Origin of the sequence: Actinomadura sp. KC345 (genome assembly GCF_004348515.1) — a bacterium.
Lineage (GTDB): Bacteria > Actinomycetota > Actinomycetes > Streptosporangiales > Streptosporangiaceae > Spirillospora.
Window position 1 is genome coordinate 1 of the sequence record NZ_SMKH01000085.1, and the last position, 12928, is coordinate 12928.

At 70.5% G+C, this 12928-nt stretch carries 15 protein-coding genes; 6 read left to right on the forward strand and 9 right to left on the reverse strand.

The annotated features are described in order from the left end of the window. The 7 genes from E1281_RS16425 to E1281_RS16455 form a co-directional block, all read right to left on the reverse strand. On the reverse strand, positions 1-568 hold a 568-nt coding region (locus E1281_RS16425), incomplete at its 3' end, for a TetR/AcrR family transcriptional regulator (protein WP_131879067.1). A gap of 21 nt (positions 569-589) precedes the next feature. Further along, on the reverse strand, positions 590-2134 hold the full coding sequence (locus tag E1281_RS16430; protein ID WP_131879069.1) for a long-chain-fatty-acid--CoA ligase: 1545 nt from the start codon (positions 2132-2134) through the stop codon (positions 590-592). Positions 2135-2159: 25 nt separating this feature from the next. Beyond that, a complete protein-coding gene (locus tag E1281_RS16435; protein ID WP_131879071.1) occupies positions 2160-3305 on the reverse strand; it encodes an acyl-CoA dehydrogenase family protein in 1146 nt (381 codons plus the stop codon). Between the two features lie 36 nt (positions 3306-3341). Next, positions 3342-4172, reverse strand: coding sequence for an SDR family oxidoreductase (locus tag E1281_RS16440; RefSeq protein ID WP_131879073.1), 831 nt, complete (start codon positions 4170-4172; stop codon positions 3342-3344). 32 nt (positions 4173-4204) lie between these two features. Then, a complete protein-coding gene (locus E1281_RS16445; RefSeq protein ID WP_131879075.1) occupies positions 4205-4612 on the reverse strand; it encodes a MaoC/PaaZ C-terminal domain-containing protein in 408 nt (135 codons plus the stop codon). Next, the gene (locus tag E1281_RS16450) at positions 4609-5067 is read right to left on the reverse strand and encodes a MaoC family dehydratase N-terminal domain-containing protein (RefSeq protein ID WP_131879077.1); all 459 of its coding nucleotides are present in this window, start codon (positions 5065-5067) and stop codon (positions 4609-4611) included. The genes E1281_RS16445 and E1281_RS16450 overlap by 4 nt, the downstream gene beginning before the upstream one ends. Further along, the gene (locus E1281_RS16455; RefSeq protein WP_131879079.1) at positions 5068-6255 is read right to left on the reverse strand and encodes a lipid-transfer protein; all 1188 of its coding nucleotides are present in this window, start codon (positions 6253-6255) and stop codon (positions 5068-5070) included. It lies immediately after the preceding gene. Between the two features lie 122 nt (positions 6256-6377). On the opposite strand from E1281_RS16455, the gene E1281_RS16460 reads away from it, so the two are divergent. Next, the gene (locus tag E1281_RS16460) at positions 6378-7244 is read left to right on the forward strand and encodes an SMP-30/gluconolactonase/LRE family protein (protein WP_131879081.1); all 867 of its coding nucleotides are present in this window, start codon (positions 6378-6380) and stop codon (positions 7242-7244) included. 78 nt (positions 7245-7322) lie between these two features. On the opposite strand, the gene E1281_RS16465 is transcribed toward E1281_RS16460, so the two are convergent. Beyond that, positions 7323-7916, reverse strand: a complete 594-nt coding sequence (locus E1281_RS16465; RefSeq protein ID WP_131879083.1) for a hypothetical protein — start codon at positions 7914-7916, stop codon at positions 7323-7325. Positions 7917-8981: 1065 nt separating this feature from the next. Between E1281_RS16465 and E1281_RS16475 the strand changes: the two genes are divergently transcribed. From E1281_RS16475 to E1281_RS16485, 3 genes are all read left to right on the forward strand, one after another. After that, positions 8982-9542, forward strand: a complete 561-nt coding sequence (locus E1281_RS16475) for a suppressor of fused domain protein (RefSeq protein WP_131879087.1) — start codon at positions 8982-8984, stop codon at positions 9540-9542. 84 nt (positions 9543-9626) lie between these two features. Next, positions 9627-10274: a class I SAM-dependent methyltransferase gene (locus tag E1281_RS16480; protein ID WP_131879089.1), complete on the forward strand. Its 648-nt coding sequence runs from the start codon at positions 9627-9629 to the stop codon at positions 10272-10274. 61 nt (positions 10275-10335) lie between these two features. Beyond that, on the forward strand, positions 10336-10665 hold the full coding sequence (locus tag E1281_RS16485; protein ID WP_207943305.1) for an Imm51 family immunity protein: 330 nt from the start codon (positions 10336-10338) through the stop codon (positions 10663-10665). Between the two features lie 71 nt (positions 10666-10736). On the opposite strand, the gene E1281_RS16490 is transcribed toward E1281_RS16485, so the two are convergent. Continuing rightward, positions 10737-11183, reverse strand: a complete 447-nt coding sequence (locus tag E1281_RS16490; protein ID WP_207943306.1) for a MarR family transcriptional regulator — start codon at positions 11181-11183, stop codon at positions 10737-10739. Positions 11184-11252: 69 nt separating this feature from the next. Between E1281_RS16490 and E1281_RS16495 the strand changes: the two genes are divergently transcribed. Both E1281_RS16495 and E1281_RS16500 read left to right on the forward strand, forming a co-directional pair. Next, positions 11253-12221 carry an NAD(P)-dependent oxidoreductase gene (locus E1281_RS16495; RefSeq protein WP_131879093.1) on the forward strand — a complete coding sequence of 323 codons (969 nt, stop codon included), beginning with the start codon at positions 11253-11255 and terminating at the stop codon, positions 12219-12221. 44 nt (positions 12222-12265) lie between these two features. Continuing rightward, positions 12266-12895: a LysE family translocator gene (locus tag E1281_RS16500; RefSeq protein WP_131879095.1), complete on the forward strand. Its 630-nt coding sequence runs from the start codon at positions 12266-12268 to the stop codon at positions 12893-12895. The last annotated feature ends 33 nt before the right edge of the window (positions 12896-12928 follow it).

Here is a 12928-nt window from a genome sequence, read left to right on the forward strand (position 1 = left end):
GCACCGTCAGGGTGATCTCCCGCAGGAGGCGCTCCACGTCGGGACGGGGCAGATCGCCGCCCCGGTGGGAGACGCTGATCAGGGCCGAGCAGGCGCACTGCGCGAGCAGGTGGGCGTCCTCGGCGCTCAACTCGGGCCGCCGGGCGCGGATCGGCCGGCTCAGTGCGTCGAGCGTGTGGACGATCTCCGCACGCAGCAGCGGGTACTCCTCCGCCGGGAGGCTCCGCGCCTCCCGCTGCCACAGGGCGCCGAGGCGGCTGCCCTGCGCGGCCACCTCGGCCATGCCGTGCGCGAGGTCCTCCAGGGTGCCGGAGGCCGCGCGCGAGAACACCTCCCGGAACGGGTCCATCTCGGCCACGACGGCCGCCGTGAGCAGCTTCGGCTTGCTCGCGAAGTGCCGGTACAACGCCGACGAGCCGACGTTCACCGCGCTCGCCACATCGCTCATCCCGACCTGGTCGTAGCCGAACCGGTGGAACAGGTCCGTGGCGGCGGCGATGATCAGCGCGCGCCGGTTCCTCGGTCTGGTGCCGCGCGGCGGCGCCGTGACCGTGCTGTCACCAGGCATCTCTCTCCTCGCCGGTAGCGGTCAGCCGACGCGCGGGTCCGCCGGCCGGTGCCTGCGCCGCAACTCGCGCTTGAGGATCTTGCCCGCCCCCGACACCGGGAGCGCCTCGACGAACTCGGCGGTGCGCGGCGCCTTGTAGGCCGCTATGTGCTCGCGGCAGAACTCGCGCAACTCCGCGGCCGTGCTCTGACTGCCGGGCCGGAGCACGACCACGGCGTGCACGCGTTCGCCCCATGCCTCGTCCGGCACCCCGATGACGGCGCATGCCGCGACGGCGGGATGCCGGGCGAGCACGTTCTCGACCTCGGCAGAGTACACGTTCTCGCCGCCACTGATGATCATGTCCTTGATGCGGTCCACGACGAACACGTACCCGCGCTCGTCCATGTAGCCGCCGTCGCCGGTGTGCATCCAGCCGCCGCGCAGCGCCGTCGCGGTGTCCTCCTCGCGTTTCCAGTAGCCGACCATGACGTGGTCGCCCCGGACCACGATCTCGCCCACGACGCCGCGCTCGACCTCGTTGTCCTCCTCGTCCACGACCCGGACCTCGGCGTGCGGGGCCGCGCGCCCGGCCGACCGGCGAAGTGCCGGGTCCCCGCGGTCGCTCGGCCTCAGGACGGTGGCGACCGGCGCCAGCTCGGTCATCCCGTACGCCTGGGCGAACGAGGCGCGGGAGAACAGTTCGCTCACGCGCCGCAGCAGTGTCTCGGAGATCGGGGACGTCCCGTACAGCACGTGCTCCAGGTGGGAGAAGTCGAACCCGCCGGCGTCCGGATGGTCGACCATGAGCTGCATCATCGTGGGCACCAGCAGCACGTCGGTGATCCGCTGCTCGGCGAGCGTGGCCAGCAGCCCGCCCGGCGTGAACTGCGGCACCGTCACGTGCGTGGAGCCGGCGAACGAGCCGCTGATCCAGACGAAGACGTCCGCCAGGTGGAACATCGGCGCGACATGGAGCATCCGGCCGCCCTGGCTCAGCCAGTCACCGGTGGCGAAGCAGCCGAGGGCGCTCATCAGCACGCTGTCGTGGCTGAGCATCACGCCCTTCGGCTCACCGGTGGTGCCGCCCGTGTAGAACAGGCCGAACAGGGCGTCGCCGCCTCGCCGGGCGTCCTCGGCCGGCTCCGTGGACGCGATCAGTTCCTCGTAGCCGACCATGCCGTCCGGGCAGGGCCCGTCGCCGCAGTAGACGAGCGTTTTCAGCCCGGCGTACCCGTCGCGGAGCCGTCCGGCCGTCTCCCGGAAGGTCTCGTCGACGAGCAGGACCGAGGTCTCGGACTCCTCCAGCGCGTAGACGATCTCGGCCGCGCTCCATCTCGTGTTCACCGGGTTCAGGACCGCGTCGGCCCACGGCACGGCCATCAGGTACTCGTGGTAGCGGTCGGAGTTCAGGGCGAGCATCCCGACCCTGTCGCCCGGCCGCACCCCGAGGCCGCGCAGGCCGCCGGCGAGCCTGGCGATCCGGTCGCGGGATTCGCGGACGGTGCGCCGCCGGTCGCCGTCGATGGTCAGGAGGCGATCGGGGTCCTGCTGCATGGCCTGGTGGAGGGTCTGCGTGAGGTACATCGAGTCGTCCTTTGCGCTGAACGGCCTAGAGGGATCGGGAAATGATTTCCTTCATGATTTCGTTCGTTCCGCCGTAGATCTTCTGGACCCGCTGGTCGACCCAGAGATGCGAGATCGGGTATTCGGCCATGTACCCGTAGCCGCCGTGCAGCTGGAGGCATTCGTCGAGGACGTGCATCGCCCTTTCCGTGGTCCACCACTTCGCCATCGCGGCGGTGGCGCCGTCCAGGTCGCCGTCCAGGTGCCTGCGGACGCACTCGTCGACGAAGACGCGGGCCACCTGGGTCTCGGTCGCCAGCTCCGCGAGGGTGAACCGGCTGTTCTGGAAGTCGAAGATCGGCCGCCCGAACGCCTCGCGCTCCTTGACGTAGCTCAGCGTGCGCTCCAGCGCGGTCTCCATGGCGGTGACCGCGGTGACCGCGATCGTGAGTCGCTCCTGGGGGAGCTGCCCCATGAGCTGGGCGAACCCCCGCCCCTCGGTGTCGCCGAGCAGGTTGGACGCCGGCACCCGCACGCCGTCGAAGAACAGCTCGGAGGCGTCCTGCCCGCGCTGCCCGATCTTGTCGAGAACGCGGCCCCTGCGGAAGCCGTCCCGGTCCGACTCCACCAGCAGCAGCGAGATGCCGCGGGAGCCGGCGTCCGGATCGGTCCGGGCGGCCACGATCACCAGATCGGCCTGGGACGCGTTCGTGATGAACGTCTTCGCCCCGTTGATCACGTACTCGTCGGCGTCGCGTTCGGCGCGCGTCCTGATTCTCTGGAGATCGGACCCCGCCCCCGGCTCGGTCATGGCGATCGCCGTCACCACCTCTCCGCCGGCCATCCTCGGCAGCCACTCCCGCCGCTGCTCCTCGGTGCCGTAGGCGAGGATGTAGTGGGCGGCGACGACGCAGTGCACGCCGATTCCCCAGGCGTTGTCCCCGACGCGGGCCTGCTCCTCCATCAGCACGGCCTCGTGGGCGAAGGTCCCCCCGCCGCCGCCGTACTCCTCGGGAACGGACAGGCAGAGCAGCCCGACGTCGCCGCCCTTGCGCCATACATCGCGGTCGATGTGCCGCTGCTCCCGCCAGCGTTTCTGATGCGGTTCGAGTTCGTTGACGCAGAATTTCCTGGCGAGGGCTCTGAGCTCGTCCAGGTCGTCGGTCATCCAGGGCGATCGATGCGCCGTCACGGCGCCTCCCTTCAGGTGCGGGGCGTCATCGCCGGGTCAGGACGAGAACCCGCCGCCGCACACGAGCGTCTGCCCGCTGATGTAGTCGGATTCCGGGGTGCACAGCAGGTACACCGCACCCGCCGCCTCCTCGGCCGTGCCGCTCCTGCCGAGCGGGATCCCGCTCTCCAGCGTCGCCAGCAGGTCGGGGTTCACTCCGACCTTGATCTCCCGGCCCTGGACGTCGATGGTGCCGCCGCCGCCCGCCGGAGTCTCGGTGAGGCGGGTGCGGATCAGGCCGAACGCGACCGTGTTGACCGTGACGTTGTAGCGGCCCCACTCCTTGGCGAGGGTCTTGCTCAGCCCCGTGACGCCCGCCTTGGCCGCGGCGTAGTTGGACTGCCCGGCGTTGCCGCCGAGGCCGGCGATCGACGAGATGTTCACGACCTTGCGGCACGGCACCGGGCGTCCGGCCGCACGGTCGGCCTTCACGGCGGCGGAGATGACCGGCTGCGCCGCCCGGAGGATCTGGAACGGCGCCTTGAGGTGGACGTCCAGGATCTCCTGCCACTGCTCGTCGGTCATCTTCTGGATGACCGAGTCCCAGGTGTAGCCGGCGTTGTTCACGATGACGTCCACCGTGCCGAATCTCTCGACGGCGGTCGCCACGAAACGGTCGCCGAACCCCGGTCCGGTGACGCTGCCGACGCACGCGACGGCCTGCCCGCCGGCGGATTCGATCGCGCCGACCGTGTCCTTGGCCGGCTCGGCGTCGAGGTCGTTGACGACGACCCGCGCGCCCTCCGCGGCCAGCTTGACCGCGATCGCCCTGCCGATGCCGCGGCCGGAGCCGGAGACGAGCGCGACCTTGCCGGTGAGTTTCGCCATTGTTCTCGTGGTCCCTTTCGGTGGTCTCGATGTCAGCCGGTCGCCACGACGGCTTCGCCGAGCAGCGTCGTGGTGCCGTCGGCGAGTTCGACGGTGATCGCGATGGTGGCCCGCCGCTCGCCGTCGACGTCCTCGACGGCGGTGACCCTGCCGGTGCAGACGGGCTCCGCGAGCACCGGGGTGATCGCCGTGAACCGCGCCCGGAGCGCGCGGATCCGGTGCTGCGGGACCCAGCCGGTGAGCAGCCTGCCGACGTGGGCCATGGTGAGCATGCCGTGCGCGAAGACGTCCTGCGCCCCCGCCGCCCGTGCCGCGTCGATGTCGATGTGGATCGGGTTGTGGTCGCCGGACCCTCCCGCGAACAGCGCCAGGGTCGCCCGCGAGATCGGGGCGGGACGCAGTTCCGGCAGCACGTCGCCGACGTTTGCCGCGGGGCTCACGACCCGGCTCCCTCGCCGCGCACGACGACGAGATCGCTCAGCTTCGCCACCCGGTCGCCGGCGTCGTTGCCGACCACCGTCGTGCGGGCGATGAACTGGAGCGCGCCGCCCTTCTTGCTGTAGACGTCCTCGATCCGGCCACGGGCGGTGAGGACGTCGCCGGCGTGGGCCATCGAGTGGTAGGTGAAGCCCTGCTCGCCGTGGAGCACGTCCCCCAGGTCCACTCCGATCGCGGTGAGCCAGTCGAACGGGTCGGGACGCTCGTTCTGGAGCGCGCAGAAGAACGTCGGCGGCACGGGCAGGTCCGGGTGGCCCGCCGCCCGCGCGGCCTCGACGTCGTGGTAGACGGGATCGGTCTGGCCGGTGGCCTTGGCGAACAGCCGCAGCCGCCCGCGCTCGACGGGCATCGTCACGGCCGGGATCTCCATGCCGATCACGCTCGCGTCGATCGGCATTCAGTCCACCTTCCGATACAGCGAGACCACGCACGCGCCGCCGAGCCCGAGGTTGTGCTGGAGCGCGACCTTCGCGCCGTCCACCTGGCGGGCGCCGGCCTCACCGCGGAGCTGCCAGGTCAGCTCGGCGCACTGCGCCAGTCCCGTCGCGCCGAGCGGATGCCCCTTGGACAGCAGGCCGCCGGACGGGTTGGTGACCACCCGCCCGCCGTAGGTGTTGTCCCCGTCGAGGACGAACTTCTCCGCGGTCCCCTCGGGGGTGAGGCCGAGCGCCTCGTAGCTCAGCAGCTCGTTCGTGGTGAAGCAGTCGTGCAGCTCGACGACCGGGATGTCCTCCGGTCCGATGCCGGCCGCCTCGTACACCGCCTGGGCCGCCGACACGGTCATGTCGTAGCCGACCAGCTTCGTCATGTCCCGCTGGTCGAAGCTGCCCGGCCGGTCGGTGGTCATGGCCTGCGCGGCGATCTCCACGCTCGCGTCGAGCCCGTGGGCCCGCGCGAAGTCCGGGCTGCACACCACCGCCGCCGCGGCCCCGCAGGTGGGCGGGCAGCACTGCAGCCGGGTCAGGGGGCCGAAGATGTGGGGCGAGCCCAGTACTTCCTCGACCGTCACGGGATCGCGGAACACGGCGTTCGGATTGCCCGCGGCGTGCTTGCGCGCCTTGACCGAGATCCGCGCGAAGACCTCCGGCGCGGTGCCGTGCCGCTGCGCGTAGGCGGCTCCCGCGCCGCCGAACAGCTTCGCCGCCATGGGCACGTCGCCGGTGTCTCCCTGCACCGACTCGGCGACCGCCTCGAACCGCTCGAACGGTGTCGGCCGGTCGTCCCACTTCGCGTCCAGCGCACCGCGCTGCATCTGCTCGAAACCGAGGGCCAGGACGCAGTCCGCCGTGCCGCTCTCCACGGCCTGCCGTGCGAGCCAGAGCGCGGACGAGCCCGTCGAGCAGTTGTTGTTCACGTTGACGACGGGGATGCCCGTCATTCCCGTCCGGTACAGAACGTTCTGACCTGAAGTCGAGTCCCCGTACACATAGCCCGCATATGCCTGCTGGACCAAGGAGTACTCCACCCCCGCGTCCGCCAGCGCCAGGCGGACCGCACTCTCCCCCATCTCGTCGTAGGTTTTGCTCTTCCGTGGCGTAGAGAACGGCACCAGGCCGACCCCGGCCACCCGAGCCCGCTGACTCATGCGACACCCTCCCCGGCGGTCACAACGACTTGTGACTCTTGTGAGCAAACCCTAGGGCTGATTCACTTAACTGTACAGGGGTAGTCCGCGACTACCGGGTCTACGCGAGGGAGCGTGGGGAAATGACCAGCAGGACGGCCACCGTGATCCGAGACGGCTTCCAGTACCTGGAGGGGGCCCGGTGGCACGACGGCGAGCTGTGGTTCTCGGACATCCCGCAGGGGAAGGTGTACCGGCTCCCGCCCAGCGGCGCCCCGACCGTGGTGGCCGCCGTGGACGCCAAGCCGTCCGGCCTCGGCTTCGGCCCTGACGGCACACCGCTCGTCGTCACCCAGGCCGACTCGTCCCTGCGGAGGATCACCCCCGACGGCGGCACCGAGATCATCGCCTCACTGAGCGGTGTCGCCGTGGCGGCGAACGACATGTGGGTGGACGAGACCGGCCGCGCCTACATCACCCAGATCGGATTCGACCTGTTCAACGGCGCCGCCCCCGAGGGCGCACCCATGATCGTCGTGAGCCCGGACGGCGAGGTGGAGGTCGCGGGCAAGGACCTCGTGTGCCCGAACGGGGTCGGGCTCAGCCCCGACGGCGGCACCCTGTACGTGGCGGAGACGTTCGGTTTCCGGCTCACCGCCTTCGACGTGGACGGGCGGGGCGGCCTGTCGAACCAGCGGGTCTTCAAGCAGTTCGACAGCCTAGAGCAGGACGCGACGGACGGCCTGTGCGTCGACTCCGAAGGCGGCGTGTGGGTCACCTGCCCGTTCAGCAGCGAGGTCCGCAGGCTCGCCCCGGACGGGACGGTCACCGACCGGGTCTCGACCGCGACCCCGGGGCACTTCGTGGTCTCCTGCGCGCTCGGTGGCCCCGACCTGCGCACCCTCTACATCTGCGCCGCGGAGACCGACATGGAGCGCATGTCCAACAACTTCGAGGGCACGGCCCGGGTGGAGGCGGTCGACGTCGACGTACCGGGACTCCGCCGCTGAAGGCGCGTTTCGCCGGAACAGGCCGCCGGCCCCGGCCTCCGTTCGATGGGTCGGGCCGGCGCGCCATCCGGGATCAGGTCACTCGGGCAGGGAGCGGAGGTAGGTCATGAGGGTTCTGCCGCGTGGGGAGAGGCGGTAGCCGGTCTCCAGGCTTTCGGTGAGGCCGAGGGCTTTGAGGCGGCGGACGTCGGCCTTGAAGGGGAGTTTGTCGCGGCCCAGGTGTTCGGCCAGGTCCATGGCGCGCAGGCCGGGATGCTCCTCGATGAGGCGCAGGACCTCGCGGGTCCAGGGGCCGCGGCGGCTGCGGGCGTCGACGGCGTCCAGGGACGCTTTGAGGTCGGCCAGTTCCTGGTGGGTCAGGTCGGCGTTGCCGGCCAGCTCCGAGCGGGGGTCGGGGCCGCCCAGATGGAGCATGACGCGGTGGTAGCCGCCCTGCTTGGTGCTCTTGGACAGGGCTGTGAGCAGGGCCGCGCGGTCTTTGAAGCCCGAATGGACGGCGTCCTCCTCGGTGATCTCCTCGGGGGTGACGGCCGTGACCGAGTCGATGACGATGATCCCCGCCCAGGTGCGCTGGGTACTCCCCGCGCGGACCGGGGGCTTGGCCCACACCCGGAACACCCGATCGATCCGCCCGCCCGCGATCCCCTCAAGGACCTCCCGCCTGAACAGCATCGTTCCCTCCCGACTGATACGCCTCTCCTTCTGCAATCTTCATCGGAAGCACCTGGGAAAGGCCACAAAACCACGGCGATGGTCGTTCCCGATCGCTCGGTGCGGTCACCGGTCGAGGCGGCCTTGGCGCCAGGCCCGCAGTGACCACCGGTGGCCGGTGGCGTGGTCGACGACCTGCCCGCGCTGGGCGTTGTGGGTGAAGGTCTTGGCCGATCGCTCGACCGGACCTGGTTTCGGCGCAGGTGATCGGCGTCCTGCCGGGCCTGCCGCGCGGCGATGAGCCGGAGCCGGTCCTCCAGGTCGGTGCGGGCCGAGGCGAGATTGGCGCCCTGGGACCGGCCCGTGGTCCGGGTGATGACGATGCCGGTGGGCAGGTGGTGGATCCGGACGGCGGTCTCCACCTTGTTCTTGCGCTGGCCGCCGCGTCCTCGTCCCCGCATGGTCTGTATGCGCAGGTCCTCGTCGCGGACGAGCGGCTCGCTGGGACGGGTCTGCCGGGCATCACCGCGACGGTCGCGGTGGAGGTGTGCCGGCGGCCGCGCCTGTCGTTGCGGGGCTCGTGCTGCAGACGATGGGTGCCCGACAGCCAGGCGAGGTCCGCCTCGGCGACCCCGGCCAAGGTCATCACGATGGTACGGCCCGGCTCGGCCGCGGAACGGTCGACGGGCCAGCCCCGGCGGGCGGCCCAAGCCGCGATGGCGGCGGCCAGTTCGGTGGCGAAGGCGAGCGCGTCTGCGCCGCCTTCACCGGGACGAATTTCCACAACGCACATGACAAGGCTCCTGGGCGTGAGCACCGGCGGCGAACCGGCGGAAAAGGGGAAAGCCAACGAGTCGAGAGCACGGAGAAGCGCCGCGATGCGGCGCAGGGCTCATCGACGCCCAGGAGCGAACACGACAACACGCCCGCCGCCCGAGGCGGCCGGACGCTGCGTCCTTGTCGTGTCGATCACGCTTCCCACATTCCCACACGCCCGCCCCAGCGCCAAGCGGGTTACGGGACGGGGCCGGGGGGTGGTTCAGCGGGCGGTCTGGGCTGACCGCGCGTCCTTGCTAGCGTGCGGGGATGACGTCGCCCTACGAAGGCCTACTCGACCACATCAACCTTCACCTGGGACCGGTCACCCAAGCTCAGCCGCCGGACGCCCTCGGTGAGAACCGAGGATTCGCCATCGGACTTCACCGTCACCCCGTGCAGGACGCGGTGTCGGCAGTGACGACCGGTGTCCGCTTCCAGGAGGTGAAGGCCCAGCTGCCCGAGGAGTTCGTGTGCTCCGCTCGGCCTGGCCAGGAGACTGAGGCGACCTACCTCATCCAGCTCATCGCCGACGATGTCGTGCGGAGTGGTGACGGGTACAACCCCGGTTCCGGCTACCGCAACGAAGAGCCGTGGATTCCGGAAACACAGATCTCCAGCCTGCTTTTCGGCGCACATCCCTACCTGCCGAGCGAGTTCAACACCTTTCGGAACGCCGAGGGCCAGGCCGTGCTCCAGCTCATCACCCTGATCCCGCTGACCGACCCCGAGTTCCTTCTCATGCTCGACAAGGGCTATCCGGAACTGGTCAAGGTCTGGAACGACACGAACGCCGACCTGCTCGACCTGCACCGCCCCTCGGCCGTCTGATCACGTGACGACGGCGCGACCGCCCGGCCAGAAGGCCGCGTGCGCACCTGGTGACGGTCTGGGTGGAGGGGCTACAGTCCTTCGGTGAGCTGGTTGACCGATACCCGGAACTCCTACGACGCCCTCGCGGCCGGTTACGCCGACGAGACCCGCGACCTGCTCGACAGGCTGCTCCACGTCCGCGCCGGAGTCGTGCTCTTCGCCGACCTGGTGCGCGCGATCGGCGGCGGGCCCGTCGCCGACGTGGGCTGCGGGCCGGGGCACACCACCGCCCTGCTGCGGGAACTGGGCACGGACACGTTCGGCATCGACCTGTCGCCCGGGATGATCGAGATCGCCCGCCGCGAGCACCCCGAGGCCCGGTTCGAGGTCGGCTCGATGACCGACCTGAAGCTCGCGGACGGTTCACTCGCCGGTGTGCTCGCCTGGTGGTCGCTGATCTACATCCCGGACGAGGCGGTGCCGGGCGTGCTCGGACAGTTCCACCGGGTGCTGCGACCGGGCGGAGTGCTGGCCATTGGATTCCACGTCGGCGACGAGTCGAAGCTCGAGACGACCGGTGACGGGGACCAGGCCTTGCAGACGTACGTCCACCACCGCCGGCCGCCCCGCGTGGCCGGCTGGCTCCGCGAGGCGGGCTTCACCGTCGAGGCGCAGCACCTGCTGAGTCCGGACGGGCCGAAGCCGGGCGCGATCCTTTTCGCCCGCCGCCCCGCGGCACCGCCTCGCTGACCTCCGCCCGCCCCGGTTGCCGCCTCGCGATCGGGGCTGGGACGCTTTGGCGATGACTCCGATGCGGTTTATCGAGACCACGCCCGGAAAGTTCTCGTTGCTGCTGGACGCGGGAACGACCCAGGTGGACGAGCTGGTCGAGCAGCTCGGTCATGAACCGAACGGGTACTTCTGGGAAGGCGTCGCGCAGTTCCTCGTGAGTACGGAGGCCCCGGCTCTCGACGGACGGTTCTCCTACGACCCGGAAGGCGACATGTTCTGCGCGTACGGCGGTGATCGAGACGCGCTCGAAGAACTGGCCGCGCTGATGATTCCCGTCACCGCCGACGGCGACCGCATGCGCAGGCTCATCACCTCGGCGAAGGCCGGCGGCTTCAAGTTCGATGACTGATCCTCAGCCGACCGGGCCACGTGGCTCGCGCGCGTGAGCGGGCGTCCCGTCCGCGTCCGTGAGGCGTGGGGCTAGTCGTCCGGGGGGAGCACGAGCTTTTGCAGGGAGGTTCGTAGCTGTTCGGCGGCCTTGGGGGTGAGGGCCGCCAGGTATTCGCGCTCGGCCTTGTCGGTCGCGTCGGTGGCCAGGCGGAGGGTGTCGCGTCCGGCGTCGGTCAGTTCGACGACGTTGCGGCGGCGGTCTTCCGCATGCGGGTGACGTGACACCAGGCCCTTGCCCTCCAGGGCGTCCAGCATCGCGACCATCGTCGTGCGGTCGATGCCCAGCCGCTGCGCGGCCTGCTGCTGGGACGCCGGTTCGCGGCCGGCCAGCGCGAGCAGGACGCCCAGTTCGCGCCCGTCGACGCCGTGCGGGGTCACCGCTTCCGTGGTCAGCTCGGCCATCCGGAGATGCGCGTGCTTGAGCAGGTAGACGAGATTCCTGCTCAGCTCGGGGCCCGGCCCATCGCTACTAGACACGGGGAAACTATATCGCTAGCCTGATCGTCAGTAACACTGATAATCAGCACGACGACAGAAGGGGCGATCATGATCCTGGTCACCGGAGGTCTGGGGTTCATCGGCTTCCACTCCGTGCGGGCACTGCTCGACCTCGGCGAGAGCTGCGTACTCGTCCAGCGCCGGGCGGGCACGGTTCCGGCGGATCTCGCGGGCGGACGGGTGGCGGCCGAGCGGGCCGACATCACCGATCTGAGCGCGTTGCGCGACGTCGGCAGGCGTCACGAGATCACCGGCATCCTGCACCTCGCGGGCTCGATGCCCTGGCCGCCCGACCCCGAGCAGCCCGTCGAGGCGGCGCGCAAGGCCCTGGGCGGCCTGTTCAACGTCCTGCAGGCCGCCCAGGACTGGGGTGTCGGCCGGGTGGGCGTCGCGAGCACGATCGGTGTCTACGGCGGCATCGCGGGCGAGGGTCCGCTCGGGGCCGGGGACGGCCCGCTCAGCGAGGACGTGCCGCTCCTGATGGAGTCGGGCCACCCGATCCCGACCTTCAAGAAGATCGGTGAGCTGCTCAACGGCCACCTGGCCGGCGCCGCCGGCATCGATGGCGTCGATTACCGCATCTCCGGCACCTGGGGTCCGCGCGACCCCCACGGCGCGTTGTTCTTCGCGGCGCCCGAACTCGTCCATGCCGCCGTCCGCGGAACCGTACCGGATCTGTCCACGCTCGCCGGGCCCGCGCACGCGGAGGACTCGATCGACCTGTGCTACGTGAAGGACACCGCTCGGGCGATCGCGCTCCTGCAGCTCGCGGACCGGCTCGGCCACCGCACCTACAACGTCGCGTCCGGACGCGCGACGACCAACGCCGAGATCACCGCCGCGATCAGGCGGGCGGCGCCCGGTGCCCAGGTCGAACTCCCCACCGGAGGGGACCCGCGGCAGAACTACCTCGACATTACCCGGCTCCAGCAGGACACCGGCTACAAGCCCGAATACGACACCGACCGCGCGGTCGCCGACTACATCGCCTGGCTACGCGCGGGCAACGCGTACTGAGCCCCTGGCGAACAGGCGGCGGCCGAAGGTGAAATGCTCGTCGGATGCCGGTCGATTCGCACGTGCTCGCCGTGTTCACGGTGGCCACCGTCGTCGCTCTCATCACTCCGGGGCCCGACATGCTGTTCGTGCTCGGGTGCGGCGTGCGGGGCGGCGCCCGCGCCGGGCTGCTGGCCACGGTCGGCGTGATCACGGGTGACGCGTTGTACGTCGTCGCTGCCGCCGCCGGGCTCGCCGTGCTGCTGACGGCGTTCCCGGTCGTGTTCACGGTGGTGCGGATCGCCGGTGCCGCCTACCTGATCTACCTCGGCGTCCAGATGATCCGGCACCGCAAGAAGGCACAGGACGACGATCAGGCCGTCGGCGGGATGCCGGGGCGGCGTGCCTTTCTCAATGGCGTGGTGTCCTCCATGGCCAACCCGCAGACGTTCACCTTCATGGTCGCCTTCCTCCCCCAGTTCATCGATCCCATGGCGGGGCCCGTCTGGCTGCAGTTCGCGGTCCTGGGCGGCATCCTGATCGTCCTGGAGTTCCTGGCCGATGGAACGGTCGGCGTCCTGGCGGGGAGGATCGGCGGCTGGCTGCGCCGCCGCCAGGCGGTACGCCGCCGGATCGACGCCGCGACCGGGAGCGTGTTCATCGGCCTGGGCGTCACCCTCGCGGCCGAACGCTGACCCGTGGCACGTCGGAAGCCGCGCGTGCGCCGA

What these genes read in the sequence shown, in the direction of transcription:
- E1281_RS16430 (WP_131879069.1), bottom strand. Translation starts at nt 2,134, where the DNA reads ATGTACCTCACGCAGACCCTCCACCAGGCCATGCAGCAGGACCCCGAT.
- E1281_RS16500 (WP_131879095.1), top strand. Translation starts at nt 12,266, where the DNA reads ATGCCGGTCGATTCGCACGTGCTCGCCGTGTTCACGGTGGCCACCGTC.
- E1281_RS16460 (WP_131879081.1), top strand. Translation starts at nt 6,378, where the DNA reads ATGACCAGCAGGACGGCCACCGTGATCCGAGACGGCTTCCAGTACCTG.
- E1281_RS16475 (WP_131879087.1), top strand. Translation starts at nt 8,982, where the DNA reads ATGACGTCGCCCTACGAAGGCCTACTCGACCACATCAACCTTCACCTG.
- E1281_RS16485 (WP_207943305.1), top strand. Translation starts at nt 10,336, where the DNA reads ATGCGGTTTATCGAGACCACGCCCGGAAAGTTCTCGTTGCTGCTGGAC.
- E1281_RS16450 (WP_131879077.1), bottom strand. Translation starts at nt 5,067, where the DNA reads ATGCCGATCGACGCGAGCGTGATCGGCATGGAGATCCCGGCCGTGACG.
- E1281_RS16455 (WP_131879079.1), bottom strand. Translation starts at nt 6,255, where the DNA reads ATGAGTCAGCGGGCTCGGGTGGCCGGGGTCGGCCTGGTGCCGTTCTCT.
- E1281_RS16465 (WP_131879083.1), bottom strand. Translation starts at nt 7,916, where the DNA reads ATGCTGTTCAGGCGGGAGGTCCTTGAGGGGATCGCGGGCGGGCGGATC.
- E1281_RS16440 (WP_131879073.1), bottom strand. Translation starts at nt 4,172, where the DNA reads ATGGCGAAACTCACCGGCAAGGTCGCGCTCGTCTCCGGCTCCGGCCGC.
- E1281_RS16495 (WP_131879093.1), top strand. Translation starts at nt 11,253, where the DNA reads ATGATCCTGGTCACCGGAGGTCTGGGGTTCATCGGCTTCCACTCCGTG.